The following is a 22,589-nucleotide window of genomic DNA, read 5'->3' as shown; positions in this document are numbered from 1 at the left end:
TTCGGCTCAGCCGAAGATCATCGGGCGGTCGTCGTCGTCATCCGGTCCCGTGAGGTCGAGGTCGACAACCACGGGAACGTGGTCGCTCGGAATCTCGCCCTTTCGCTCATCACGGTGAATCTTCGCGCCGGTGACGGCGTCTGAAACGGTGTGCGAGCCAAGGATGAAGTCGATGCGGATGCCTTCATTTCGTGGAAACCGAAGCTGCTTGTAGTCCCAGTACGTGTATCCCGTGGGGATGAGGGGGCGGACGGTGTCGCTGAGGCCGGCATCGAGCAGGCCCTCGAACGCCTCGCGCTCGGGCACTGAAACGTGTGTCGTGACCCCCTCAATGAGGGTGGGGTCACCATTGTCTTCGTCGGTCGGCACGATGTTGAAGTCGCCCACCAAAGCGAGGGCGAGATCGGGATTTTTCGCCAGAGCATCGCGGGTGTAGCCCGTGAGCGCGCTCAACCATTCGAGCTTGTACCGGTAGTGCGGGTCGTCGAGCCCGCGGCCATTGGGAACATAGAGGCTCCACACCTTGACTCCGCCGATGGTCGCGCCGAGCGCCCGCGCCTCCTGCGGTGCCCCCGGGCCTTCGTGGCCCTTGAGGAACCCCGGCATATCGGGGAACGCGTACTCGATGTCTTCGATGGGCTCGCGACTTGCGATCGCGACGCCGTTCCACTGGTTGAGACCATGAGCGACGACTTGATAGCCGGCATCTTCGAATGGACCGTAGGGAAACTGCTCGGGCTTGCACTTGATTTCTTGCATCGCCAGTACGTCGACGCCCTCACGCGCGCAAAAGTCGACGGTGCGCGCCACGCGCGCGCGGATGGAGTTGACGTTCCAGGTAGCCAGACGCATGCAACCAGCCTAGAGCCGGGGCTCGCCATAGAATCGACACGTGACTGTCGCCGCTACGCCCGAGATCGAATCCGACCGCCAAGCTCTCATCGCCCTCATCAAAGATGAGGCGGTGTTCCATGGCGACTTCACGCTGTCGAGCGGCAAGAAAGCAACGTACTACGTCGATATGCGAAAGCTCACGCTCGACCACCGGGCGGCTCCCGCGATCGGGCGCATCATGCTCGACCTCGTCCGTGATGTTGATGGCGTGGTCGCCGTCGGCGGACTTACTCTCGGCGCTGATCCAATCGCGAACGCCGTGATGCACGAGTCCGTGCACGCGAACCACCCACTCGACGCCTTCGTCGTGCGCAAAGAGCCCAAAGACCACGGTCGCGGTCGTCAGATCGAGGGCGCGGATGTCGCGGGCAAACGCGTCGTCGTGCTCGAAGACACCTCGACCACCGGCCAGTCGGCACTGAAAGCAGTTGAAGCATTGCGCCGCGAGGGGGCGGAGCCCGTTGCGGTCGCTGTCATTGTCGACCGCAAGACTGGGGCGCAGGCCGCCGTCGAAGCGGCCGGTTTGCAGTGGCTTGCAGCGATCGATCTCAACGACTTGGGTCTTGCACCTCAGTAATCAGTCGCGATCGCGGCGAAGCCACTGCCAGACGAAAACCACGAGTGTTCCGAGCGTCACGACGAGCGCCGTGAGCAACATCAGGTTCTGACCGAGGTCATCGCTCATAGAAGGTCGGAGACCCCCGCGTCGGGCATCTCCGACTCGAACGGGCCCGTGCTGAGCAGATCTGCAACAGAGTCCAGCACTTCGTCGGGTCGGAACGGGTAGCGTTCGATCTCGGCAGCGTCACTGATTCCGGTCATGACGAGCACGGTGTGGAGACCCGCTTCGATACCAGCGACAACGTCGGTGTCCATGCGGTCACCGATCATGCCCGTGGTCTCTGAGTGCGCGCCGATGCGGTTGAGCGCCGAGCGGAACATCATGGGGTTCGGCTTGCCCACGACGTACGGGTCTTTGCCCGTCGCCTTTGTGATGAGGGCTGCGAACGACCCGGTCGCGGGGACCACTCCCTCGGAGGTGGGGCCCGTGGCATCCGGGTTGGTCACGATGAAACGTGCACCAGCGTTGATGAAGCGGATGGCTTTCGTGATCGCTTCGAACGAGTACTGACGGGTCTCGCCCACGACGACGTAGTCGGGCTGGGATTCCGTGATGATGTAGCCGGCCTCGTGGAGCGCGGTGGTGAGTCCCGCTTCGCCGATGACGAACGCCGACCCGCCCGGGAGCTGCGACTTCAAGAATTCGGCAGTGGCAAGGGCAGAAGTCCAGATGTTGTCTTCGGGCACATCGAGGCCCGAACGGCGGAGCCTCGCGCTCAAATCGCGTGGGGTGAAGATGGGGTTGTTCGTGAGCACCAGAAAGGGCGTGCCACCGTCGCGCCACTGCGCGAGGAGCTCAGCCGCTCCGGGGACGGGGTGGTTTTCGTGCACGAGCACGCCGTCCATATCGGTGAGCCAGCAGTCAATATCCGCGCGGGTTCGCATACGTTCAGCTTAGAACTATGACCTGACAGGCACGCGACCTTCGGCGCGCGGTCGTCCGCAGCGTGCGGGTGCCACTAGGGTCGGTTGCGTGAGCCGACGCGCTGCGGACTGGAATCCGCGCCTTCTGCCCGACCTCACGGGTCGGACATACCTTGTCACGGGTTCCAACGCGGGCTTGGGATTTTTCTCGAGTGAACAACTCGCCCGAGCGGGCGCGCGGGTCATCATGACGGGCCGCAGTCCGAACCGTTTAGCGGCGGCCCGGAACGCATTGCTGTCGCGAGTGACGGATGCCACAACGACAGGCCCCGTCGAAACACTTCTTCTCGATACGAGCAATCTGGGTTCGGTGCGCGCCGCAGCAGCGTCTGTGAAGCACATGGTGCGAAAAGGACTGAGGTTCGAAAGCCGGATCGATGGCCTCTTACTCAACGCCGGCACGGTTCACCCGCCGAAAGAGCGGTGTGAAACGCTCGACGGAAACGAGCTCGTCTTCGCAACGAACGTGCTGGGCCATTTCGCTCTCGCGGGCGAATTGCTTCCGGCGCTCGCCGCAGCCGAGGGTCGCATGGTTTGGCTGGGGAGTATGTCGACGTCGATGGGACCCTACGACCCGATCGATCCGCAGCTCGTCAAGGACTACAGCCCATGGCGTGCCTACGTGCAGTCGAAAGTCGCCACGACCGCTCTGGGGCTCGAGGCAGACCGGCGCTTGCGGGATACCGGTGTGCCGGTAGAAAGTGTGATTGCGCATCCCGGCTACGCCATCAGTGGGCGCACGCCGTTTGTGCGTGGCGTCAACGAGCCCACACGAAGAGCGCGCTTTGTCGACAATCTGCAAGCCCCCATAACGCAGTCCAAAGAGCACGGCGCGTGGCCACTCGTACGGGCCCTCGTCGACCCAGACGTTGAGGGCGGCGAAATGTGGGGCCCGAAGTATGTCATGCACGGCGAGCCGCGCCGCACGACGCCATCTCGCATCACCCGCAGCACTGAACTCGGTGACCGGCTGTGGCACGTATGCGAAAAAGCCGCCCAGGTTCGGTGGCCGTTCGAAAAGGCTGCTCGCGCCTGACGAGCACTCATCGAGCGTTCCGCTCGTCCACGCTGTGGCTATCCCGATAACCCCGTAAGGAAGGTGCCAGATGCCAGATGACGAATTGACCCCAGTGTTTGATCGAGGGACGCGAACCAGTTCACGCGCGCGTAATCGCCTCCCGGCTCAGCCGATGCTTCCCGAGACGGCGTATCAGCTCGTGCACGACGAAGCTCTGCTCGATGGCAACGCACGCCTCAACCTCGCCACGTTCGTGACGACCTGGATGGACGATCACGCGAACCGTCTCTATGCCGAGACGTTCGATAAGAACATGATCGACAAAGACGAGTACCCCTCGACGGCAGCGGTGGAAGACCATTGCTGGCGAATTCTCGGAGAGCTCTGGAATTCACCAAATGTCGAGGATGCCGTGGGAACATCCACGACGGGATCGAGTGAGGCCTGCATGCTCGGTGGCCTCGCCTTCAAGCGTCGCTGGCAGCATGCCCGCCGCGCCGAAGGTAAGTCGACGGAGAAACCGAACCTCGTCATGTCGAGTGCGGTTCAGGTGTGTTGGGAAAAGTTCTGCAACTACTGGGATGTCGAGATGCGACTCGTGCCGGTGACGGCCGAGCACCCGGTTTTCGACGGATCTGACCTGGAGAACTACGTTGACGAAAACACGATAGGTGTCGTCGCGATCATGGGCGTCACCTACACGGGCGCATATGAGCCGGTGCGAGAAATCGCCGCAAAGCTCGACGAGATTCAGCAGAAAACGGGCCTCGACATCCCGATTCACGTCGATGGTGCATCGGGCGCGATGATTGCACCGTTCGTGCAGCCTGACCTCGAGTGGGACTTCCGCCTCGAAAGAGTGCACTCGATCTCAACCTCCGGGCACAAGTACGGTGGCGTCTACCCCGGTCTCGGATGGGTCGTATGGCGCGAAGCGAAGTGGCTTCCGGAGGATCTCGTCATGCGGGTGTCGTATCTCGGCGGCGACATGCCCACGTTCGCGCTGAACTTCTCGCGCCCCGGCGCTCAAGTGCTGTTGCAGTACTACCTGTTCTTGAGGCTGGGATTTTCTGGATACACCGAGATGCAGCAGGGGTCCCAGGATGTCGCGGTGTACCTTTCGCGCGCTATCGGCGAGATGAAGCCGTTCCGTCTCATCAGCTCGGGCACCGACATTCCGGTGTTTGCGTGGACACTGAACGATGACTACACCGACAAATGGACGCTTTACGACCTGAGTGACCGGCTGCGCATGCGGGGGTGGTTGATACCGGCGTATCCACTACCCGCAGATCTAGAAGAGGTCATCGTGCAGCGAATCGTCGTACGTGCCGACTTGAGTCTCGATATGGCGCAGAAGCTCATGGGTGATTTCCGTGACGAAGTCGCGTATCTCGATGGCTTACCGTCAGCGATGCCGGACGCTGAACGGGCCCCCGCTTTCCACCACTAGATCGCTGCTGGCTCGGACGCTTACGCTCGCATGGCGAGGGCGAGCGTACGAGCCAGCCGCAGCGGATCGTGGTCGGTCTGAAACTTCGTAAGCCCTTCGCCGACACGATCAGCAGTGCGAGACGTGACAAACCACGGTGGCCGAGCGATCACCGAAAATTGACCGTGGCGCACGCTGTCGATCGAGGCCGACCGGGGAAATGGGCGAAACGGCCCACGAAGAACTGATCGCTCCACGTGGTCGAGTAAAAGAGCGTTGTGTACGACGCCGAGCCCGCTCCCGACGTCGCCGAGTGTGCCGCCGGGGAATGCACCCCACGATAAGACCGGCGTCGCGAAGACGACCCCTGTCCAGGTGTTGATGGCGATTCCGCCATAGTGCAGATCGGAGATCGCCCTTTCGAAACCGGCCCCGAGTGTCGCTTCCGTGGCGGGGTCGATAAGCACGTTTGCGCCGAGGGTGCCGACGAGCTTGTTATTGGCGTGGGCCACAGCGGCGTCGAGAAACTCTTGACCGCTTCCGGCGAGCTCCACGACTCCCAAAACCGGCGCGAAGTATTCGGTCATTTCGAGGTCATGTGCTTCGCCAGGCAGAAGGTCGACGAGGGCGCGTGTGCCGTCGGCGCTCCATGTTGCCTCGGGGTAATCGTTTCGCGCGGTCGCGAGTTTTTCATCGCTTCGCGGATACCAGGGCGTGCGATGTGGTGCGTCACGATAGGCGTCTGCGAGCACCTCGAGGAACTTCTCTCGCAGGTGCCAGTCGCGACTGATGATTACGACCTGTCCGGCCACACAGTTGTGTCCACCGTTATGAAGACGCATGGTTGCGATGTGTTCGGCCTGATACCGAAGATCGGCGTCGCTCCAGGCGCCGGGCATGACGATGATAGGCGCCACACCGCCGAGTTCCGCCGTGATCGGGGTTTGCAGAGCGGGATCGGCGCGTTCTTTATCGCCACCCCACACGATCGCATCGAAGGTGGCCGCAGATCCGGTGATGTGCACGTGACCGATGCCCGGATGCTGCGTCAGGTACGCGCCGACATCTCCTCCGCCCGTCACGATCCGCACGAATCCCGGCTCGATGAGAGGGGCAAGCGCGCGGGTGAAGACATCTGCCAAGCCGTCTTGCGTGGGATTGAGCTTCAACAGCACCACTCGACCGGCGGCGAGCAGCTCGTAGAGGGCGTCGAGTATGGGTATTCCGGTGACGTTTCCGGCCCCCAGCACGAGACCGATGCCGTGGCTTTCGCGCGGATGCCGCTGCGCAAGACCTGCGTGCGCGCGAGCGTCGTCGAGAGACACCCCCGGTTGGAGCCACACTTCACCCCGAAAGCCCGACAGCACGAGGTGGTCGAGGGGCACAGCGGGAAACGCATTGATCCGCAGGCGATTACCGGGGGCGGTGCCCGTCGAAACGCCATCGAGCGGGCTGCCACCGGCAGCAAGGGACGTGAGCGTGCGGCGATATGCGCTCAGTGCTTGAAGTGTGACATAGGGCCCGGTGAGCCACTCTTCTCCGCGAAGCGGACTCGCCGGGTCGAGATTTTTGGCACGAGACGCCGCATCTACCCATTCGTCAGCGACGGCCGCGACCGTCATACGCACACGCTCTAAGAGCTGAGAGCGCTGCGCAACAGTGAGCTGCGCCCATAGCCGGGCACCTGTTTCAAGGCTCACGACCGCAGCATCGATCTCGGAGCGGATCGCTTCGGCGAGTGGAGAATCGCTCATTGCTCGGCCCTTCTTCGGGTGCGCCAGTTACGGACCCTCAGCCTAGTTCGCCATCGTTCACATGAGTCCGAGCTGTGTGAGATTCCATTGGATAACGGGAGCAATGTGCTCTGCATATGCCGCCGTCATGTGGGTTTGGTCGTACTTCGTGGGGATTCCGCCGGCAAAAGCTGGGCACGAACCTTCCCAGCAACTAAAACTGAGTGAACTCATCGCATGGTCGCCCGAGACCGTCGCTGCGACTTCCATCGCCATTTCGTATTCGGTCCAGGTTGGATCGACACCGGCGAGGCAGTTGAGCGGGCTCGTGAGCGGGGAGTAACAGCTTCCGAGGCTTGCGCCCATGGGGGGAGGTGCAAGGTAGAGAATGCGTCCGGCCGCATCGAACTGCGCCATCTCGTTTTGCGTGCCTGACACCAGATCGGTGACCGACAGCGGCTGGCCGGCGACGGTGTTTCCGAGTGTGTACGCGTTCGAAACGACGACGAGATCGGGCGAATCGGCGGCCACGATCGCCGCGATATCGGCTTTCCGCTGAGTGCAGGCATCCATGACTCCAGCACCAGAATTCTGTACGAGGACATCGGTGAAGCGGCATCCGTAGAGACCGATTGTTGTGATGCGCCAGTTGCCGCCGCTGTTTTCGGCGATCTTTTTGAACGCGGGCGCGTAGGCCATCGCGGTCGAGTCGCCGACGAGATACATATGGCGCGGGGCGTTGGCGTTTCCCCACGTGCAGGCGTTTACATCGGGCGTCGTTGCGGGCTCGAAGCATGTGCGGGCCGGGTTCGTTTGTGATCCGGCAGTGATCGCACTATCCATCGAGGGGTTGAGGTCGGGCCACTCCGTCGCCTGGGTCGCGGCCGCGAGCTCAGCCTGAATCGCCGGCGTCGGGTCAGTTGCGTCGTCGGAAGTGGCCGCGACTGTTGGCCCGATGGGAGTGATGAGTGAGCCGCCCATCGCGCTGTTCGTCAGAAGCAGCAGTGCAGTCACAGCAACGGCGAAGGCGCCCGCTGTGATTCCGAGCTGCGACCCGAATGTTTCCCGCCACCGTGACCAGGCGGCGCGCCGAGTTTCACGCGCGCTCATCGACACCACAGGAGGCTCAGCGGGCTCTGGTGCTGCGGGTGCTGCGGCGGCGAGAACGACATCTTGCCGCGGCGGCACGATGCGCGGTTGCGACGGGCGCGGTTGCGACGGGCGCGGTTGCGACGGGCGCGGAGCTGATCCGGGAAAGTAGCGCTGACCGGGAGTCCAGCCCGCTGGTCGTGTCTCGATGCGTGGCGTGGCAACTGGCGCTTCATCCCGCACAGGCTGAACGGGTGGCGGCGTCTTCGCTGCCTGCGCATCAGACGACGGCGCATATCGCCGGAGCCACGGTGAGCGGTGCAGCGGCTGCTCAATGAGGAAATACGACGTCAACGAGAACACGAAGATGCCGCCCACCACGATGGCGAGGTTGAGCTCTGTGCTCTCCGGAAGGAGCACCGCGGCGAACACGATGACAGGAAAGTGCCAGAGGTAGAGCGAGTAGGAGATGTTGCCGAAGAAGACACTCACGGGGTTCGTGAGCGGAAACAGGTGATGTTGAGCGCCGCCCCGCATCCCACCGACGATGACGAGTGCCGCGCCGCACACGGGGAGGGCAGCGCCCGGGCCCGGAAAGGGCGGATTCGAGGGGGACAACAGAAAGAACGAGGCAATGACAATCGCAAGCCCCACCCAGCTGAGGAGCGCGCCAATTGCTGTGGACAGCCGCGCGAGTCGCGGCGCAAGAACCGCGATCACTGCACCAAGGGCGATCTCCCAGCCCCGAGTCAGCGTGGAAAAATACGCGACTGTTGGGTCGCTCGAGCTCTGCACAACCGCCCAGGCGAAGGATGCCGCCAGCACACCACCCGCGAGCGCGCCCACCACGACTCTGGCGCGTGTTGTTTTTCGCGCCGCTACTGGCAAGAGCAGCAGCGTGCACGCGAGAAGGCCGGGCCAGACGAGGTAGAACTGTTCCTCGACCGACAGCGACCAGAAATGCTGCAGGGGCGAGACGGCATCCGCTGCCTGGAAGTAGTCGGTGCCGGTGAGAGCGAAGTCCCAGTTGGCCACGAGGAAGAACGACGAAACCGCGTCCCACATCGTGGTGATTGCACGCGGTCGGTTGAAGGCGAAGTAAGACGCGACACTGACGGCGATCAATACGACAACGGCCGCGGGAAGGATCCGTCGGATGCGCCTGGCGTAAAACGAGCGCAGCGATACCGATCCGGTTGCGGCGATGTCTCGCAAAATGATCGCCGTGAGCAGGTAGCCCGAGATGACGAAAAACACATCGACGCCCGCGAAACCGCCGATCGGCCACTCGAGGAGGTGGCTCAGTACCACCGCGACGACAGCGACAGCGCGCAGCCCTTGAATATCACGACGAGCAGCAGGGCGCGAAGAAGAGTCCGCGAGTTGCTGTGTGGAGATGGGGTCGGTCGAGTGCACTTCGTTGCAGAGTTTAAACCCCTGGGACCGATCCCACCGTCAGCGCAACCGGGCTCTAGATGAGCGAAAGCTCCCGAAGCTTGGTCGCGACATCGTCATTGCTCGGCTCGACGTGGTGCGTTGCATCGGGGTACAGCACGACCGGAATGTTGGTGCGACCCGAAATTTCGTGCGCGACATCGGCCGCTTCGGGGGTCGCTACGAGGTCGACGTATTCGTATTCGACGCCTAGCTCATCGAGTTGAGCCTTGGTGCGGCGGCAGTCCCGGCACCAGTCGGCGCCGAAAAGCGTGAGGGGGGTTGCGTTAGTGGTCATGGTTCAAGAGTAAAGCCGCTCAATCTGGAGGGCTCCTTTGTATTGTGACCAGCATCACCCATATGTATATGTACGCATGACACGATGGAGGAGATCGCGCCGGAGGCGGCGCGACCGTTGATTCCGGAGGGGCCGCATGCAGGTCACCGTCATTGTGCCGACGTTCAATGAGGCACCCAACGTTGCCGAGCTCGTGCAGCGAGTGTCTGCTGCGACCGCGGGCCTGGACGCTGAGATTCTTTTCGTGGACGACAGCACCGACGCCACACCGGAAGCGGTGAAAGCAGCCGCTGAGACGGCGTCGATTCCGGTGCGTCTCATCCATCGTGATCGGCCGACAGGCGGCCTTGGCGGCGCCGTCGTCGCCGGACTTCGTGCAGCCGCGTTCGATGCGTGCATAGTGATGGACGGCGACCTCCAGCATCCACCCGAGGAGATTCCGACCCTCCTCACCCGCTTCGAGAGCGGCGGAGTCGATGTCGTCGTGGCGTCAAGGTACGCCGGAAACGGATCGGCAGCGGGCCTCGCCGACCACACTCGTATCGCGGTATCGCGCTTGTCGACGGCTCTGACGAAGGCGATGTTCCCGATTCGATTGAAGGATGTCTCCGACCCGATGACCGGGTTTTTCCTCGTTGACCGGCGAAGCATCGACGTCGAGGCTCTGCGCCCGCACGGGTTTAAGATTCTGCTCGAAATACTCGCTCGGCGTCCGCTGCGCGTCACTGAAGTGCCCTTCGAATTCGCCGACCGCCATGCCGGCGCATCAAAGGCGTCGCTGCGTGAAGGGCTGCACTTTTTCTCTCAACTCACATCGTTGCGGTTCGGCAAGATGTCGCTTTTCGCCGTCATCGGCGGGCTCGGCGCGATCATCAATCTTCTGATCGTCTGGCTGCTTTCCCGCACGGGTGTCGGTGATATCGCCGCGATGATCGTCGCCGCTGAGATCACAATCCTCGGCAACTTCGTGTTGCAGGAACGCTTCGTTTTCAATGACATGAAAAGCGATGCGGCAGGTGTCTGGAGCCGGTTCGCGAAGTCGTTCGCGTTCAACAACACGGAGTTGCTCGTTCGCATACCGGTGACGGCATTGATGATCTCGACGTGGCATATCTCCGTCGTAATTGCGACGGCCATCACGCTGGTCGTCGCTTTCGTGGTGCGTTTCATGTTCCACTCACTGGTGGTCTACGCGCCGCGCACGTCGCGCCGGCCATCGAAAATGCGTGCCTTCGTCGAAGAGGCCGACCGCCAGGCGATGTCGCCCGGCGAGCTGTAGCCCCGCCTTCGGCGCAGCGTTAGAAACCGGCGATTAGCCGATGAGCGAAATCAGGTCGTTTAATCCCATGCCGTAGTTCATACGGATGCAGGGGAGCGCCAGCTTGTCGGTGCCGACGTGCACGTAGCCCTGCTCGATCGTCCGCGCCATGTCGAAGCCGGCTTGCCGGAGCCCCTCTTTTGCCGTGTCGTTGTAGTGCCCGTACGGGTAGGCCATGATTTCTTTGGCGCCGAGAATATCCGCTGACGTCTGCATATCTGCGGCGATTTCTTCGGCGGTGTAGTTGACCATGCGGCCTTCGCCATTTGCACCGGCTTCATGCATGTCGTTCGTGTGTGAGCGCTGCAAGACATATTTCGACGGTGTGCCCTCGGATCGATACTTCGTGATGACGAAGGATGTCGTGAGCACCCCGTGCGAATCGACGACCGGGGCTGCGAGCTCGAGCCACGACGAGTCGGCGTCGTCGTCGGTGACGATGACCGATCGGTTAGGGAGGAAGAGTCGCCCATCGATGAAGGCGCTGAGTTCGTCCCAGGTGGGGAGGTAGAAGCCGGAGTCGGCGATGTAGGTGATCTGCTCTTCAAAATCACCGATATAGGCGTAATTACCGCGCAGCCAACCGTCTTCACCCTCTGGCCGCGTCGTGAACTGGTGGTACATCAAGATCGGTACACCGGTGTCTTCGGCCGTGACATCGTCCGGGCTCGCCCAACCACCGTAGAGGGTGAGTTCCTGATCGGTGCACGCAACGACGTCAGACCCGTTGACGCGAGCCGCGGTATTGCGGGATGCGGCATCCGCCTCTGTCGCGTACCACCCGGCGAAAACGGCGCCCTCGCGCTCGGGTATCGGCAGGTAAGAAAACAGTGCGTCCTGCGTTTGCAGCATAGGCGCATCCGGGACGGAATCGCCCACGAAACTCACCGCGCACGCCGAGGGGTCGTTTGCCTCTTCGAGCAGCGCTTCGGCCGGGGTCAGTGGCGTAGGGGTTGGCGTGGGTGTCGGCGTTTTCGTCGCAGCGGCGGAAACCGCGGCCGACGGCTCCGACGCCGTGAGCCGCACCGCGACAACACTCCCCGCGGCGATCAAGCCAACCGCGAGAGCTGATACGCCCACCGCGATCGCGATACGCCGCTTCTTCCGACGTGCTCGACTCGACGAACGTGACGCCATAGCTCCCCCAAGCCTTCTGACCGAACCAGCGTCGGTGCTGTCGTGATTTTAGCGCGGGCGCTCAGCTCGCGCGGTGCGAGTGGTAGTAGGCGAGCAGCGCCCGAGTCGAGGCATCCTGAGTTGCTGTTGCCTCAGCGTCGCCTTCGATAGCTGGAGCAATCTGCTGAGCGAGCTGCTTTCCGAGCTCAACACCCCACTGGTCGAATGAGTTGATGCCCCAGATGACGCCCTGAGTGAAGGTGATGTGCTCGTAGAGCGCGATCAGCTGGCCGAGCACGTTTGGCGTGAGCGCGGGAGCAAAGATCGACGTTGTCGGCCGGTTGCCCGCGAAGGTGCGTGCGGCAACAAGTGCGCCGGTTGTTCCTTCGGCCTCGACCTCTTCCGCGGTCTTACCAAACGCGAGGGCCTTGGTTTGCGCGAGGAAGTTCGCGAGGAAGAGCGCGTGCACGTCGCGGCCACCGTCAGCGAGCGGGTAGGCGGGGTTGGCGAACGCGATGAAGTCGGCGGGGATCAGGCGTGTGCCCTGGTGAATGAGCTGGTAGAACGCGTGCTGCCCGTTGGTGCCGGGCTCGCCCCAGAAAACCTCGCCGGTGTCGGTGGTGACGGGTGTGCCATCCCAGCGAACCGACTTGCCGTTCGACTCCATCGTGAGCTGCTGCAAGTACGCGGCAAAGCGATGCAGTTGCTGCGCGTAGGGGAGCACAGCGTGCGATTGCGCGCCGAGGAACGTCGAGTACCAGACGTTGAGAAGGCCCATCAGCACCGGCACGTTCTCGGCGAGCGGCTGAGTGCGCACGTGCTCGTCAACGGCGTGGAAGCCGGCGAGTAACTCACGGAAGACATCGGGGCCGAGTGCGATCGCAAGAGATGTGCCGATCGCGGAGTCGACGGAGTAACGCCCGCCCACCCAGTCCCAAAAACCGAACGCATTCTTCGGGTCGATACCGAACGCTTCGACTTTGTCGAGAGCCGTCGAAACCGCGATGAAGTGGTGAGCGACAGCGTTCGTGCGGGATGCCTCGTCGTCGTTGATCGCGCCGCGCTTGCTGAGCTCGGCCCAGAGCCAGTCACGCGCGAGGCGCGCATTGGTGAGCGTCTCAAGCGTTGTGAACGTCTTGGATGCCACGATGAACAGCGTCGTCTCGGGGTCGAGGTCGGCGGTTTTCTGCGCCATGTCGGTCGGGTCGATGTTCGAGACGAACCGCGCCTCGATGCCGGCGTCAGCGTAAGGCTTCAGCGCCTCGTAAATCATGACGGGGCCAAGATCGGAGCCGCCGATGCCGATGTTCACGACATGAGTGACCTTCTTGCCCGTCACACCCCTCCACTCACCCGAGCGGACACCCTCGGCGAAAGCGTCGATACGGCCAAGTACTTCTTGCACGTCGTCGTCGATGTTCTGGCCGTCGACGACGAGCGCGGGTGTCGCGCCGGCCGGGCGGCGAAGAGCCGTGTGGAGCACCGCGCGGTCTTCGGTCGTGTTGATGTGCTCGCCCGCGAGCATGGCCGCATAGCGCTCGGCGACACCGGTCTGCTCGGCGAGGCTCACGAGTGAGGCAAGGATCTCGTCGGTGACGAGGTTCTTCGACAGGTCGACGTGCAGATCGGCGAGTCCGAAGCTGAAACGCTCGACGCGCTGTGGGTCGGACTCGAACCACTCCCGCAGGTCTGGCGCGAAGCCATCCTTGTGTGCGGTCAGTTCAGACCAAGCGGACGTTGCGGTGGGGTCGATAGGTGCGCTCACTCGCTCAAAGTTACTCCTCACCGCCGCTCTCAACTACTCGCGAGGGGTCGCAACACGCCGTATCGCCGCGCCCCAAGGGCGACGTATGCGGCGTGTTGCGACCCTTCGCGGTGGGGGTGGCGCAGCGCGCGGGCACATCGAGCGTGAGCGTTCACGGTTTGGATGCCGCGGCGTCACCTGCAGCGCACGCGCCGTTCACGTCGAGCGTTGAAAGTGTGCAGACGGTGCGGGCGCGATCTGAGGGGGTGTGCGATGAGCCGAAGCGACTTTTCTTCTATCGCGTGGGTGGAGTCTCCCCTGCAGCTTTTGGGTGCGGCCGAATGGGGGCATGCACACGGCAGGAAGGTGCCCATCGCGGGCCGCCTCACCGCTCAGATGTCGGCGACAGCCGATGAGCTCATTGCGCGCGGTGCGCCGTTCGGCGAGTGTGCTCCGTACCTCGGTATCCCTTGGCAGCTTCTTGCGACCCACCGGCACTGGCTCGTCGGTGATGGGTTTTCGGGACAGTTTCGGCTTGCGGCATCCGTTCTGAGACCGCGCTCGATCACGTTTCTCGATGACGGTGCAAACGCCGTCGCTTACGCCGACGCCCTTATCGGCTACGCACCCTACGCACGCCCGGGGGTCACCGAGCGCGGGTTGACGACGCGGATCGCGCCCATCGCGCGCGAGCGCGTGCTCGCGCGCGCACGCCGCGGTGGTGTCGACATGTTCACGGCGTTCGAGCTGGGCGCATCGCGCGTTGAGCGCCTTGACGACATCGGCGTCAGGTCGAACCGGCACAGTTTCGCCTTCACACGCGCCACCGCCCGCCCGCTGCAGCTTCAGACCTCTCGGGTCGTTCTCGGCAGCGCGCGCGTTGTCGACGGACGGATGCCACAGGCCACCTACCTGCGGTGGGTAGCCGCCGAGGCATCCGTTGCCGCATTCACGTACCTGCCGCACCGGCGTGAACCCGAGGCTCAGATCGCTGCCGTTGCTGCGCTTCCCGGTGTGCGGTTGCATCGTGCAGGGGTTCCGGTCGAGATGCTGCTCGCTGGCACACAGCAACCGCTCGATGTCGTCTCGCTGGCATCGAGCGCACTGACGACACTGTCGCTGGTGCTTGCTCCCTCGGGCAGCCGAATTCAAGAACGGCGCATGCGCGGCGAAAGCGTGGAGGTCGTCGCATGAGCGAAGTCATCGCGATCATTCCCGCGCGCGGCGGGTCGAAGGGCATTCCGGGCAAGAACCTGCAGCGCGTGGGCGGGATTCCGCTCGTCGCACGGGCCGTAGCAGCGGCACGTGCGGCGGAAAGCATCGACCGCGTCGTGGTGTCGACCGATGATGTCGAGATCGCTCGGGTCGCGACCGAATGGGGCGCAACGGTTGTTGACCGCCCGGCGGCGCTTTCGGGCGATGAAGCCAGCAGCGAAAGCGCACTGCGCCACGCCATCATGCAGCTTTGCGACACGACAACCGATGTCGCAACTGTCGTGTTCGTGCAGGCGACTTCGCCCTTCATCGACCCGTCAGATATCGACCAGGCCGTCGATATGGTCACCTCGGGCACGCACGAATGCGTGTTCTCTGCGGTCGAGACCTACGGCTTCTTGTGGGCGCCCGATGCGACCGGCGATACGCACGGCATCAATCACGACCGCGCCGTGCGTCCCCGACGCCAAGACCGTGAGCCGCATTTTCTCGAGACCGGTGCCTTCTACGTGATGGATGCCGAGGGCTTTCTCGAAGCCGGCCATCGCTTCTTCGGTCGGGTCGGCTTCGTGGCGGTAGATGAATGTTCCGCAATCGAGATCGATGACCACACGCAGCTCGAGCTCGCGCGCGCTCTGGCGCCACTCATGGTCACCGGTGGCGAACCGATCGATGTCGATGCCGTGGTGACCGACTTTGACGGAGTACACACGGACGACACCGCCACTGTCGATTCGGAGGGCCGCGAATACGTGCGGGTCAGTCGGTCTGATGGCGCCGGTGTGGCGGCGCTTCGACGCGCAGAAGTGCCGCTTTTGATTCTCTCGACAGAAACGAATGCTGTGGTTTCGGCCCGCGCATCGAAGCTCGGAGTAGATGTGCACCAGGGCGTGAGCGACAAACTCGCGGTGCTCACTGAATGGGCGGCGGGGCGCGGCATCCCGCTCGATCGCATTGCGTATGTCGGCAACGACATCAACGATCTCTCGTGCCTCGAGGCGGTGGGCTGGCCGGTGGCCGTGCCGGGATCGCACCCGATGGTGCTGGCCGCCGCACGCGTTGTGACGGACCACGCGGGCGGCGACGGCGCCGTGCGTGAGGTGGCCGAGCGTGTGCTCGACGCAAGAACTTCGGCAGCGCCCAAGCGTGCTGCCGTATCTCCCGCGACAACTGAAAGGTCTGCGACATGACGGTGACAATCGGAAACCACGTGATCGGAGGCGGACGCCCCGCCTACGTGATCGCCGAGATCGGCCTCAACCACAACGGTGACGTCGCGATCGCGAAAGAGCTGATCGACGTGGCTCTGGCCGCCGGTGCAGATGCGGTGAAGTTTCAAAAGCGCACGCCCGAGATCTGCACGCCCGAGCACATGCGTGACATTCCGCGTGAGACGCCGTGGGGCACGATGACCTACCTCGACTACCGCTACCGTGTCGAATTCGGAATCGAGCAGTACATCGAGCTCTCGGATTACGCGCTTCTGCGGGGTCTTGACCTCTTCGCGTCGCCCTGGGACGTCCCGAGCGTGAAGTTTCTCGAGAAGCTTCAGGTGCCAGCACACAAGGTGGCATCGGCATGCCTCACCGACATCCCGCTTCTGGAAGCTCTGCGCGACACGGGAAAACCCATCATCCTCTCGACCGGCATGTCGACAATGGCGCAGATCGACGCGGCAATCGAGGTGCTCGGCACCGACCAGCTCGTGCTGATGCACGCAACGTCCACGTACCCGATGGAGCCCGACGAGGCCAACCTTCGCATGATCCCGGCTCTTCGCAACCGTTACCCCGGTGTGCCGGTGGGGTACTCCGGCCACGAGCGTGGCCTGCAGATTTCGCTCGCTGCCGTTGCGCTCGGTGCGGTTGCTGTTGAGCGCCACATCACGCTCGACCGCACGATGTGGGGGTCGGACCACGCAGCATCTCTGGAACCCACCGGCCTCACGCACCTCATCCGCGACATCCGCATCGTCGAGCAGGCGCTCGGCGATGGTGTGAAGCGCGTGTACGAGGGCGAGCAGGCTCCAATGGCAAAGCTTCGCCGGGTGAGCGCCTGAGCGCTCACGAGGAGGCGTCGGTGCCGCGAATCGTGGCTGTCGCCGACAGCGATTCGTATGTCAAATGGGCGGCAGCTCTCCTCGGAACACTGCCGCCCGAGGCAGGTGCGGCGCTGCTGATCGTCGAGACGCGCGGCACTGTGAGTGCCGCGCAGCAGAAGGCCGCGCTTCACGGCAGCGGCCTCGATGATGAACACATACGCCGGGTGGAATATAGCCAGTTGGCCGACGTGCTCAGATCGGCAGCGCCCGACGCCGTGCTTCTCGCGGCGCGCGGGCCTGTCGTGCGCGTACTCGCCCGCGCGGTCGCCGAGCTCGATCCGCGCCCCGTGCTGGTGACCGGGCTCCCCGGGATCTCGATTCCGGCAACGACTGCGGCTCTCATTCACCGCACCCAGTGCGACCTTTTCATCCTGCACTCGCACGCCGAGGTGCACAGCTTCACGGAGCTTGCCCGCTTCCGGCAGATGAGTCAGCGGTTTGCCCTCGCGCGGCTGCCGTTCCTTGCAAAATCGTCCGACGCGGATGCCGCACCCACAGCGGATCGCACCGACCTCGTTTTCGCGTCGCAAGCGATCGTTCCGCGCGAGCGGGCCGACCGCCTCCGTGTTGTGCAGATGCTTGTGCGCGCGGCACAGGCGAATCCCGAACGGCGGGTTGTACTCAAAGAGCGGGCAGTCAAAGGGGAACTGCAAACCCACCGGCAGAAAGAGGCGCTGCCCGACCTGCTCGCGCGTGTGGGCCCGGTGCCGCCGAACCTGGTTGTGTCGACTGCCCCCATGTCGCGCGCGCTCGAGACCGCGGAAGGTCTGGTCACGGTGAGCTCGACAGCAGCACTCGAGGCAGTTGCCCGCGGCATCCCAATCATCGCTCTCGACACGTTCGGTGTGTCACCCGAGATGATCAACCCGGTCTTTGTGGGCAGCGGTCTTTTCGGCTCTGAAGAAGACGTTGTCGCACGGCGCTTTCGCCGACCGACTGATGAGTGGCTGCGCTCCACATATTTCCATGCACCGAGTGATGACAATTGGGTGCGGCAGATTGCTGACCTCGTGGCGCTTCGGCGTGCTGGTTCGCTGCCTATCAAGCCCGCCCGGGTGCGTCGCGGCGGTGCTGTGCGCGATGCGTGGGAGCGGAAGCTGGCACTCGGTCACCACGACCGCACAGTGTCTGGCATTGCTGTTGTGGCCGTCGGCATCCCGCTGCGTGTTGTCGTGCGTCTCGTTCGCCGGGCGACGGTGCCGTTTCGCGCCCCCGCCGCCCACTGACGAGCGCCTTCTCGCTCGCTGTTCCCCTTCTCCCTCTTCCGGTCTAATGTCGCCGAAACGCTGCTCTGCGGAGTAACACGCCGGGCCCTTGGAGCTGACTCCGGCGTGTCGTGCACCCAGAGCAGCGTTTCGGAGAAGGCGGCTGTCAAAATCTGTGCGCACCGCGGGCAGATCGAGGCGGATCAGGCTGACGCCGGGGCGTCGACAGTGACTGTTTCGTTCGGCGCCCGGTATCTCGGCGACCCGCCTATCAACCAGTAGGCGAGGCCCACGACGAGCGCGCCGCCGACGAGATTGCCCAGGCCGACCCAGAGCATATTGGTGCCGAACGATGTCCAGGTCGCGCTCTCTACCCCGGTCGCGAAACCGAGAGTAAAGGTCGTCATATTGGCGACAACGTGTTCGAAGCCCGAGGCGATGAACGCCAAAAGCGCCCAGAAGATCACAGCGAGCTTGGGGCCATCGGACGTCAGGCGCGCGACCATCCAGATCGCCAAACACACCAGGATGTTGCAGAGGATGCCGCGCACGAACAGCTGCAAGGGAGCCTCATGCGCCTTGGCGTCGAGCATCGCTTGGAGCATGTCGGCGGCGGCGGAGTTGTCATGCAAAACTCCCGCAATGGCGACCAGGATGCCGAAGACCGCTGACCCGAGAAGGTTCGCGGCGAAGGTGAACCCGAGTGCGCCAGCGGTCGGGGTCCGTGGTGTCGCGCGCATAAGCGCGCCCTGGGTGAGCGTCATCATCGACGACGTCACCAGCTCCGCGCCTGCGAACACGACGAGCGTGAGGGCGATGCCGAACACGAGTCCACTGACGAGCTTTGCGAGTCCGTCGTCGGTCGCCGCGAGAGGACCTGCGGTACTCAACATCAGCACGACGGCGATCCCGACATAGGCTCCGGCGAGCATTCCCGAAACGGCGAAGCGCAACGGGTGGCGAAGCTCGCCCACCTTGTGGGTGGCGGCATCCGCTTGAAAATCGAGAGTCTGTTCAATCGTGCGCACAGCTCGACCCTAGGAGGTGGTCTGACCACACCCTAGGGTCGAAAGTCCCCCTGGTACCGGGTTTAGTACGCTGCGGACTGTCCGCCGTCGATCGGAATCACTGTCGCGTTCACGTAGGTGGCGTCGTCAGAGAGCAAGAAGGCCACGACGGATGCGATTTCGGGCGCTTCGCCGTAGCGCTTCGTGGGGTTCGCCTGAATGAACTGCTCGGCCGCCTTGCGAGGGTTTTCGGCATCGAGCTGCTTCATCGAGTTCTCGACCATGGGCGTCCAGATCGCGCCCGGTGCAATCGCGTTGATTCGGATGCCGTCGGCCCCATACTCGATGGCGGAGTTGCGGGTGAGGCCCACGACGCCGTGCTTCGCGGCAGCGTAGCCAGACTGGTTGCCGATGCCGCGGATGCCGCCGACGCTCGCTGTGTTGACGATTGCGCCGCCGTCGCCCTGGCTGCGCATGACGCCCAGAACCTTCTCGAGCCCGAGGAAGACACCGCGGAGATTGATGGAGACGACCTTGTCGAATTCGTCGGCGGTGAAGTTTTCGGTGAGGTTCTGCTTGCCCTCGATGCCGGCGTTGTTGAAGAATCCATCGATACGACCGAACGCCTTGAGGGTCTCATCCACGTAGTTCTGCACCTGGTCTTGTTTCGAGACGTCACCGATGACGGTGATGACTTCGCTATCGGGGGCAACGTCGCGGATAGCGTCGACGGTGGCCTTGAGGCCGTCTTCTGAGACGTCGACGAGAGCGAGTTTCGCACCCTCTGTGGCGAGGCGCACGGCGCTTGCGCGGCCGAGACCCGACCCGCCGCCGGTGATGAGGATCGTCTTGTTTGTGAATCGTTCTGCCATGTCAGCCTCCTGAGCTGTGGATGAGGAACGGCTCGTTGGTCTTGACGTCAGCGAGTCGTGCGCTGTTGTGAGCGCCTTCTTCCAACGTACGCCCGATATCCATGCGTGTGCATGTATTCGCCAGTAGCGAACGCCGCTTGCGCGCGAGGGCACGGTGCACACCCGAGTTGCCCTGCCGGGAGTTGTTGTCGGCGCTTCCGTGCCAAAACGCTGCTTTTGCGAGTAACACGCGGGCTCGAGCTCGGCAGTCTCGGCGCGTCACGGCCTCCGGGCAGCGTTTTGGTTTCTCTGGTTGGGGTCAGAGGCCGAGAGCGGATGCCTCGAACCTAGTGATTGCGAAGTTCGGCGACGAGGTCGGCCTTGTTCAGCCTGGAGTACCCAGACAAGCCGAGCTCTTTTGCTCGCGCTTTGAGTTGCGGCACTGTCCAATCGTCGTAGCTGCCAGACTCACCGCCTTTGCGTCCGAGCGCTGAGCGCCCGCTTTTCGTGCCGCCCGAGGCGTTCGAGATGCGGGCCGCTTTCTCCTTAGATGCGCCGTCTTCGCGCAGCGCTTCGTACATGGCGGGATCCTTCAAACGCGCGTTCTTTCCGCTGGGCATGGGAGTGCATCCTTTCGTTTCGCCCAGGCTAGGAGCCGCGCGCACTCTGGCTCCCGGGGGTTGACAGGCCGAGGCCCTCTGCGCCCCACGTTGCCCCCGCTCTCCGAAACGCTGCTCTGCTGGCACAACACCCAGAGCGCGACCTGTACCCGCGGCGTGTTCATCTCACGAGCAGCGTTTCGGCGAATGAAAGGGACAGGGATCGTAGAATGGCGCGGCAAGGTGCGGCCGCGATGGCCGTGGCACCACGACGATGATCGAAGGCTCCATGTCTCTCTCTGCTGCTGGTCTCGCGTACCGCGAGGCCCGTGACACCCTGCTGGCCCGCTCGCATGACCTCGAGGCTGCGCGCGCAGCTTTTGAATGGCCGGATGTCGGGGCTCATTTCAACTGGGCGGTTGACTGGTTCGACGCCATCGCCGAGGGTAACGACCGCATCGCGCTGCGCGTGGTCGAAGAAGACGGCACCGAGGTGTCGCGCACGTTCGATGAGATGCGCCGCCGCTCGAACCAGGCCGCCAATTGGCTGTCGAACAACGGTGTGCAGCGCGGTGACGCCGTGATGCTGATGATCGACAACCGCGTCGAGCTGTGGGAAACGATGCTCGCGATCATGAAGATCGGTGCGGTGATTCTGCCGACGTCTGTCGTGCTCGCGCCGGAAGATCTCGCGGAGCGCGTTGAGCGTGCCGATGTGCGCGTCGTCATCGCCGATCATGACGACGCGGCCAAGTTCGACGGCTTCGACCGCGACCTCGTGCGCATCAACGTGGGTGCCCAGCGCGAGGGGTGGCTGTCGTACGGCGATGTGGATGCGGCATCCGATGCGGCTCCTGGCGTTGTCGTGAATTCTTCGGATGCCTCGATCGTCTACTTCACGTCGGGCACGACGTCGCAGCCCAAAATGGTGGAGCACACGCACATCTCTTACCCGGTGGGTCACCTCAGCACGATGTACTGGATCGGCGTGCAGCCGGGCGATGTGCACATGACGATCAGTGCTCCGGGGTGGGGCAAGCACGCGTGGAGCCTGTTCTTCTCACCGTGGATCGCCGAGGCCACGATCTTCGTCTACAACTATTCGCGCTTCAACGCCGTCGCGCTCGCAGAACAGCTCGATCAGGCCGGGGTCAACACGTTCTGTGCACCGCCGACGGTCTGGCGCATGCTGATTCAGGCCGATCTTGACCGTAAGCCGAGGGGCCTGCGCGAACTGCTCGCCGCGGGTGAACCTCTCAACCCCGAGGTGATTTCTACGATCGAGCGGTGGTGGGGCATCCAGATTCGCGACGGATACGGCCAGACCGAACTCACCGCCGTCATCGGCAACACTCCCGGTGAGACGCTGAAGCCGGGAGCTATGGGCAAGGCGCTGCCGGGCAACGACATCGTGCTGCTCGACCCGATCACGGGCGAAGAAGCGCAAGAGGGTGAGATCTGCATGCCGATCTCACCCGTTCGGCCCCTCAACCTCATGCCCGGTTACATCGGCGAGCCCGACCGCACGGCCAAGGTCGAGCACGACGGTTTTTATCACACGAGCGATGTTGCCTCGAAGGATGCCGATGGCGTCCTCACATTCGTTGGCCGCACCGACGACGTGTTCAAAGCGAGCGACTTCAAAGTGTCCCCCTTCGAAGTCGAGTCGATCCTCTTGGAGCACGAAGCCGTTGCTGAAGCCGGAGTGATCGGAGCGCCGGACCGGCTGCGACTGAACGTCGTCAAGGCCTACGTGCACTTGGCCGCGGGGGTTACCGCTGATGCGGAGACGGCACGCAGCATCCTGTCATATGCCCGCGAACACATGCCGCCCTATATGCGCGTGCGCCGTGTGGAATTTGCCGAGCTGCCTAAGACGATCTCGGGCAAGATTCGCCGCGTCGAGCTGCGCGAGCGCGAGCAGCGACTTGCGGATACCCGCATCGACACCGAGTTTCGCGAGTCGGACTTTCCCGGCCTCAAGGGCTAG

General features: G+C 63.4%; 19 protein-coding genes. 9 read left to right on the top strand and 10 right to left on the bottom strand.

The genetic code is table 11. The features are described from left to right. Window positions 1–6 precede the first annotated feature (6 nt). Window positions 7–852: an exodeoxyribonuclease III gene (locus G6N83_RS05985; protein ID WP_165140300.1), complete on the bottom strand. Its 846-nt coding sequence runs from the start codon at window positions 850–852 to the stop codon at window positions 7–9. A 40-nt stretch (window positions 853–892) separates the two neighbouring features. Here G6N83_RS05985 and pyrE point away from each other — a divergent pair, with 40 nt between their 5' ends. Beyond that, window positions 893–1,471: an orotate phosphoribosyltransferase gene (gene pyrE / locus G6N83_RS05980; RefSeq protein WP_165140298.1), complete on the top strand. Its 579-nt coding sequence runs from the start codon at window positions 893–895 to the stop codon at window positions 1,469–1,471. 104 nt (window positions 1,472–1,575) lie between these two features. Here pyrE and G6N83_RS05975 read toward each other — a convergent pair whose 3' ends face one another. After that, the gene (locus tag G6N83_RS05975) at window positions 1,576–2,400 is read right to left on the bottom strand and encodes an HAD-IIA family hydrolase (protein WP_165140296.1); all 825 of its coding nucleotides are present in this window, start codon (window positions 2,398–2,400) and stop codon (window positions 1,576–1,578) included. An 88-nt stretch (window positions 2,401–2,488) separates the two neighbouring features. Between G6N83_RS05975 and G6N83_RS05970 the strand changes: the two genes are divergently transcribed. Together G6N83_RS05970 and gad are read left to right on the top strand one after the other, a co-directional pair. Continuing rightward, the gene (locus G6N83_RS05970; protein ID WP_165140293.1) at window positions 2,489–3,475 is read left to right on the top strand and encodes an SDR family NAD(P)-dependent oxidoreductase; all 987 of its coding nucleotides are present in this window, start codon (window positions 2,489–2,491) and stop codon (window positions 3,473–3,475) included. Between the two features lie 70 nt (window positions 3,476–3,545). After that, on the top strand, window positions 3,546–4,910 hold the full coding sequence (gene gad, locus G6N83_RS05965; RefSeq protein ID WP_165140291.1) for a glutamate decarboxylase: 1,365 nt from the start codon (window positions 3,546–3,548) through the stop codon (window positions 4,908–4,910). 20 nt (window positions 4,911–4,930) lie between these two features. On the opposite strand, the gene G6N83_RS05960 is transcribed toward gad, so the two are convergent. The 3 genes from G6N83_RS05960 to G6N83_RS05950 are packed head-to-tail and all read right to left on the bottom strand — an operon-like array spanning window position 4,931 to window position 9,443. Then, window positions 4,931–6,643 (bottom strand): aldehyde dehydrogenase family protein, encoded by a 1,713-nt coding sequence (locus G6N83_RS05960; RefSeq protein ID WP_165140289.1) that lies wholly within the window; start codon window positions 6,641–6,643, stop codon window positions 4,931–4,933. 57 nt (window positions 6,644–6,700) lie between these two features. Next, complete coding sequence (locus G6N83_RS05955; RefSeq protein ID WP_241246301.1) at window positions 6,701–9,127, bottom strand: acyltransferase family protein; 2,427 nt, start codon at window positions 9,125–9,127, stop codon at window positions 6,701–6,703. Between the two features lie 55 nt (window positions 9,128–9,182). Then, window positions 9,183–9,443 carry a glutaredoxin family protein gene (locus G6N83_RS05950; RefSeq protein ID WP_165140287.1) on the bottom strand — a complete coding sequence of 87 codons (261 nt, stop codon included), beginning with the start codon at window positions 9,441–9,443 and terminating at the stop codon, window positions 9,183–9,185. Between the two features lie 136 nt (window positions 9,444–9,579). Here G6N83_RS05950 and G6N83_RS05945 point away from each other — a divergent pair, with 136 nt between their 5' ends. Next, window positions 9,580–10,722, top strand: a complete 1,143-nt coding sequence (locus G6N83_RS05945) for a glycosyltransferase (RefSeq protein ID WP_165140285.1) — start codon at window positions 9,580–9,582, stop codon at window positions 10,720–10,722. Between the two features lie 33 nt (window positions 10,723–10,755). Here the strand turns inward: G6N83_RS05945 and G6N83_RS05940 are convergent, their stop codons facing one another. Both G6N83_RS05940 and pgi read right to left on the bottom strand, forming a co-directional pair. Beyond that, window positions 10,756–11,898, bottom strand: a complete 1,143-nt coding sequence (locus tag G6N83_RS05940; RefSeq protein WP_165140283.1) for a polysaccharide deacetylase family protein — start codon at window positions 11,896–11,898, stop codon at window positions 10,756–10,758. A 61-nt stretch (window positions 11,899–11,959) separates the two neighbouring features. Continuing rightward, window positions 11,960–13,642, bottom strand: a complete 1,683-nt coding sequence (gene pgi / locus G6N83_RS05935) for a glucose-6-phosphate isomerase (protein WP_165140281.1) — start codon at window positions 13,640–13,642, stop codon at window positions 11,960–11,962. 252 nt (window positions 13,643–13,894) lie between these two features. Between pgi and G6N83_RS05930 the strand changes: the two genes are divergently transcribed. Genes G6N83_RS05930 through G6N83_RS05915 form a run of 4 tightly spaced genes read left to right on the top strand, consistent with a single transcriptional unit; the run spans window position 13,895 to window position 18,163 of the window. Then, complete coding sequence (locus G6N83_RS05930; protein ID WP_165140279.1) at window positions 13,895–14,815, top strand: hypothetical protein; 921 nt, start codon at window positions 13,895–13,897, stop codon at window positions 14,813–14,815. After that, complete coding sequence (locus G6N83_RS05925) at window positions 14,812–16,026, top strand: acylneuraminate cytidylyltransferase (protein ID WP_165140277.1); 1,215 nt, start codon at window positions 14,812–14,814, stop codon at window positions 16,024–16,026. Before G6N83_RS05930 ends, G6N83_RS05925 begins: the two co-directional genes overlap by 4 nt. Continuing rightward, entirely contained in the window at window positions 16,023–16,895 is an 873-nt protein-coding gene (locus G6N83_RS05920) for an N-acetylneuraminate synthase family protein (RefSeq protein WP_165140275.1), read from the top strand. Before G6N83_RS05925 ends, G6N83_RS05920 begins: the two co-directional genes overlap by 4 nt. A 20-nt stretch (window positions 16,896–16,915) precedes the next feature. Continuing rightward, window positions 16,916–18,163: a DUF6716 putative glycosyltransferase gene (locus G6N83_RS05915; RefSeq protein ID WP_165140273.1), complete on the top strand. Its 1,248-nt coding sequence runs from the start codon at window positions 16,916–16,918 to the stop codon at window positions 18,161–18,163. A 182-nt stretch (window positions 18,164–18,345) separates the two neighbouring features. Here the strand turns inward: G6N83_RS05915 and G6N83_RS05910 are convergent, their stop codons facing one another. From G6N83_RS05910 to G6N83_RS05900, 3 genes are all read right to left on the bottom strand, one after another. Next, complete coding sequence (locus G6N83_RS05910; RefSeq protein ID WP_165140271.1) at window positions 18,346–19,170, bottom strand: formate/nitrite transporter family protein; 825 nt, start codon at window positions 19,168–19,170, stop codon at window positions 18,346–18,348. Between the two features lie 62 nt (window positions 19,171–19,232). Next, window positions 19,233–20,021 (bottom strand): glucose 1-dehydrogenase, encoded by a 789-nt coding sequence (locus G6N83_RS05905; protein WP_165140269.1) that lies wholly within the window; start codon window positions 20,019–20,021, stop codon window positions 19,233–19,235. Window positions 20,022–20,347: 326 nt separating this feature from the next. After that, a complete protein-coding gene (locus G6N83_RS05900; protein WP_165140267.1) occupies window positions 20,348–20,620 on the bottom strand; it encodes a DUF7218 family protein in 273 nt (90 codons plus the stop codon). A gap of 268 nt (window positions 20,621–20,888) precedes the next feature. On the opposite strand from G6N83_RS05900, the gene G6N83_RS05895 reads away from it, so the two are divergent. Beyond that, entirely contained in the window at window positions 20,889–22,589 is a 1,701-nt protein-coding gene (locus G6N83_RS05895; protein ID WP_165140265.1) for an AMP-binding protein, read from the top strand.

This window comes from Microbacterium endophyticum (assembly GCF_011047135.1).
Taxonomy (GTDB): domain Bacteria; phylum Actinomycetota; class Actinomycetes; order Actinomycetales; family Microbacteriaceae; genus Microbacterium; species Microbacterium endophyticum.
Note: the sequence above shows the minus strand (reverse complement) of the source record. Positions and strands in the feature narration are given on the sequence as shown.

Excerpts from the sequence above, each read along its gene's own strand:
- G6N83_RS05985 (WP_165140300.1), bottom strand. The coding sequence starts at position 852 with ATGCGTCTGGCTACCTGGAACGTCAACTCCATCCGCGCGCGCGTGGCG.
- G6N83_RS05975 (WP_165140296.1), bottom strand. The coding sequence starts at position 2,400 with ATGCGAACCCGCGCGGATATTGACTGCTGGCTCACCGATATGGACGGC.
- gad (WP_165140291.1), top strand. The coding sequence starts at position 3,546 with ATGCCAGATGACGAATTGACCCCAGTGTTTGATCGAGGGACGCGAACC.
- G6N83_RS05960 (WP_165140289.1), bottom strand. The coding sequence starts at position 6,643 with ATGAGCGATTCTCCACTCGCCGAAGCGATCCGCTCCGAGATCGATGCT.
- G6N83_RS05950 (WP_165140287.1), bottom strand. The coding sequence starts at position 9,443 with ATGACCACTAACGCAACCCCCCTCACGCTTTTCGGCGCCGACTGGTGC.
- G6N83_RS05945 (WP_165140285.1), top strand. The coding sequence starts at position 9,580 with ATGCAGGTCACCGTCATTGTGCCGACGTTCAATGAGGCACCCAACGTT.
- G6N83_RS05940 (WP_165140283.1), bottom strand. The coding sequence starts at position 11,898 with ATGGCGTCACGTTCGTCGAGTCGAGCACGTCGGAAGAAGCGGCGTATC.
- G6N83_RS05930 (WP_165140279.1), top strand. The coding sequence starts at position 13,895 with ATGAGCCGAAGCGACTTTTCTTCTATCGCGTGGGTGGAGTCTCCCCTG.
- G6N83_RS05925 (WP_165140277.1), top strand. The coding sequence starts at position 14,812 with ATGAGCGAAGTCATCGCGATCATTCCCGCGCGCGGCGGGTCGAAGGGC.
- G6N83_RS05920 (WP_165140275.1), top strand. The coding sequence starts at position 16,023 with ATGACGGTGACAATCGGAAACCACGTGATCGGAGGCGGACGCCCCGCC.
- G6N83_RS05905 (WP_165140269.1), bottom strand. The coding sequence starts at position 20,021 with ATGGCAGAACGATTCACAAACAAGACGATCCTCATCACCGGCGGCGGG.
- G6N83_RS05900 (WP_165140267.1), bottom strand. The coding sequence starts at position 20,620 with ATGCCCAGCGGAAAGAACGCGCGTTTGAAGGATCCCGCCATGTACGAA.
- G6N83_RS05895 (WP_165140265.1), top strand. The coding sequence starts at position 20,889 with ATGTCTCTCTCTGCTGCTGGTCTCGCGTACCGCGAGGCCCGTGACACC.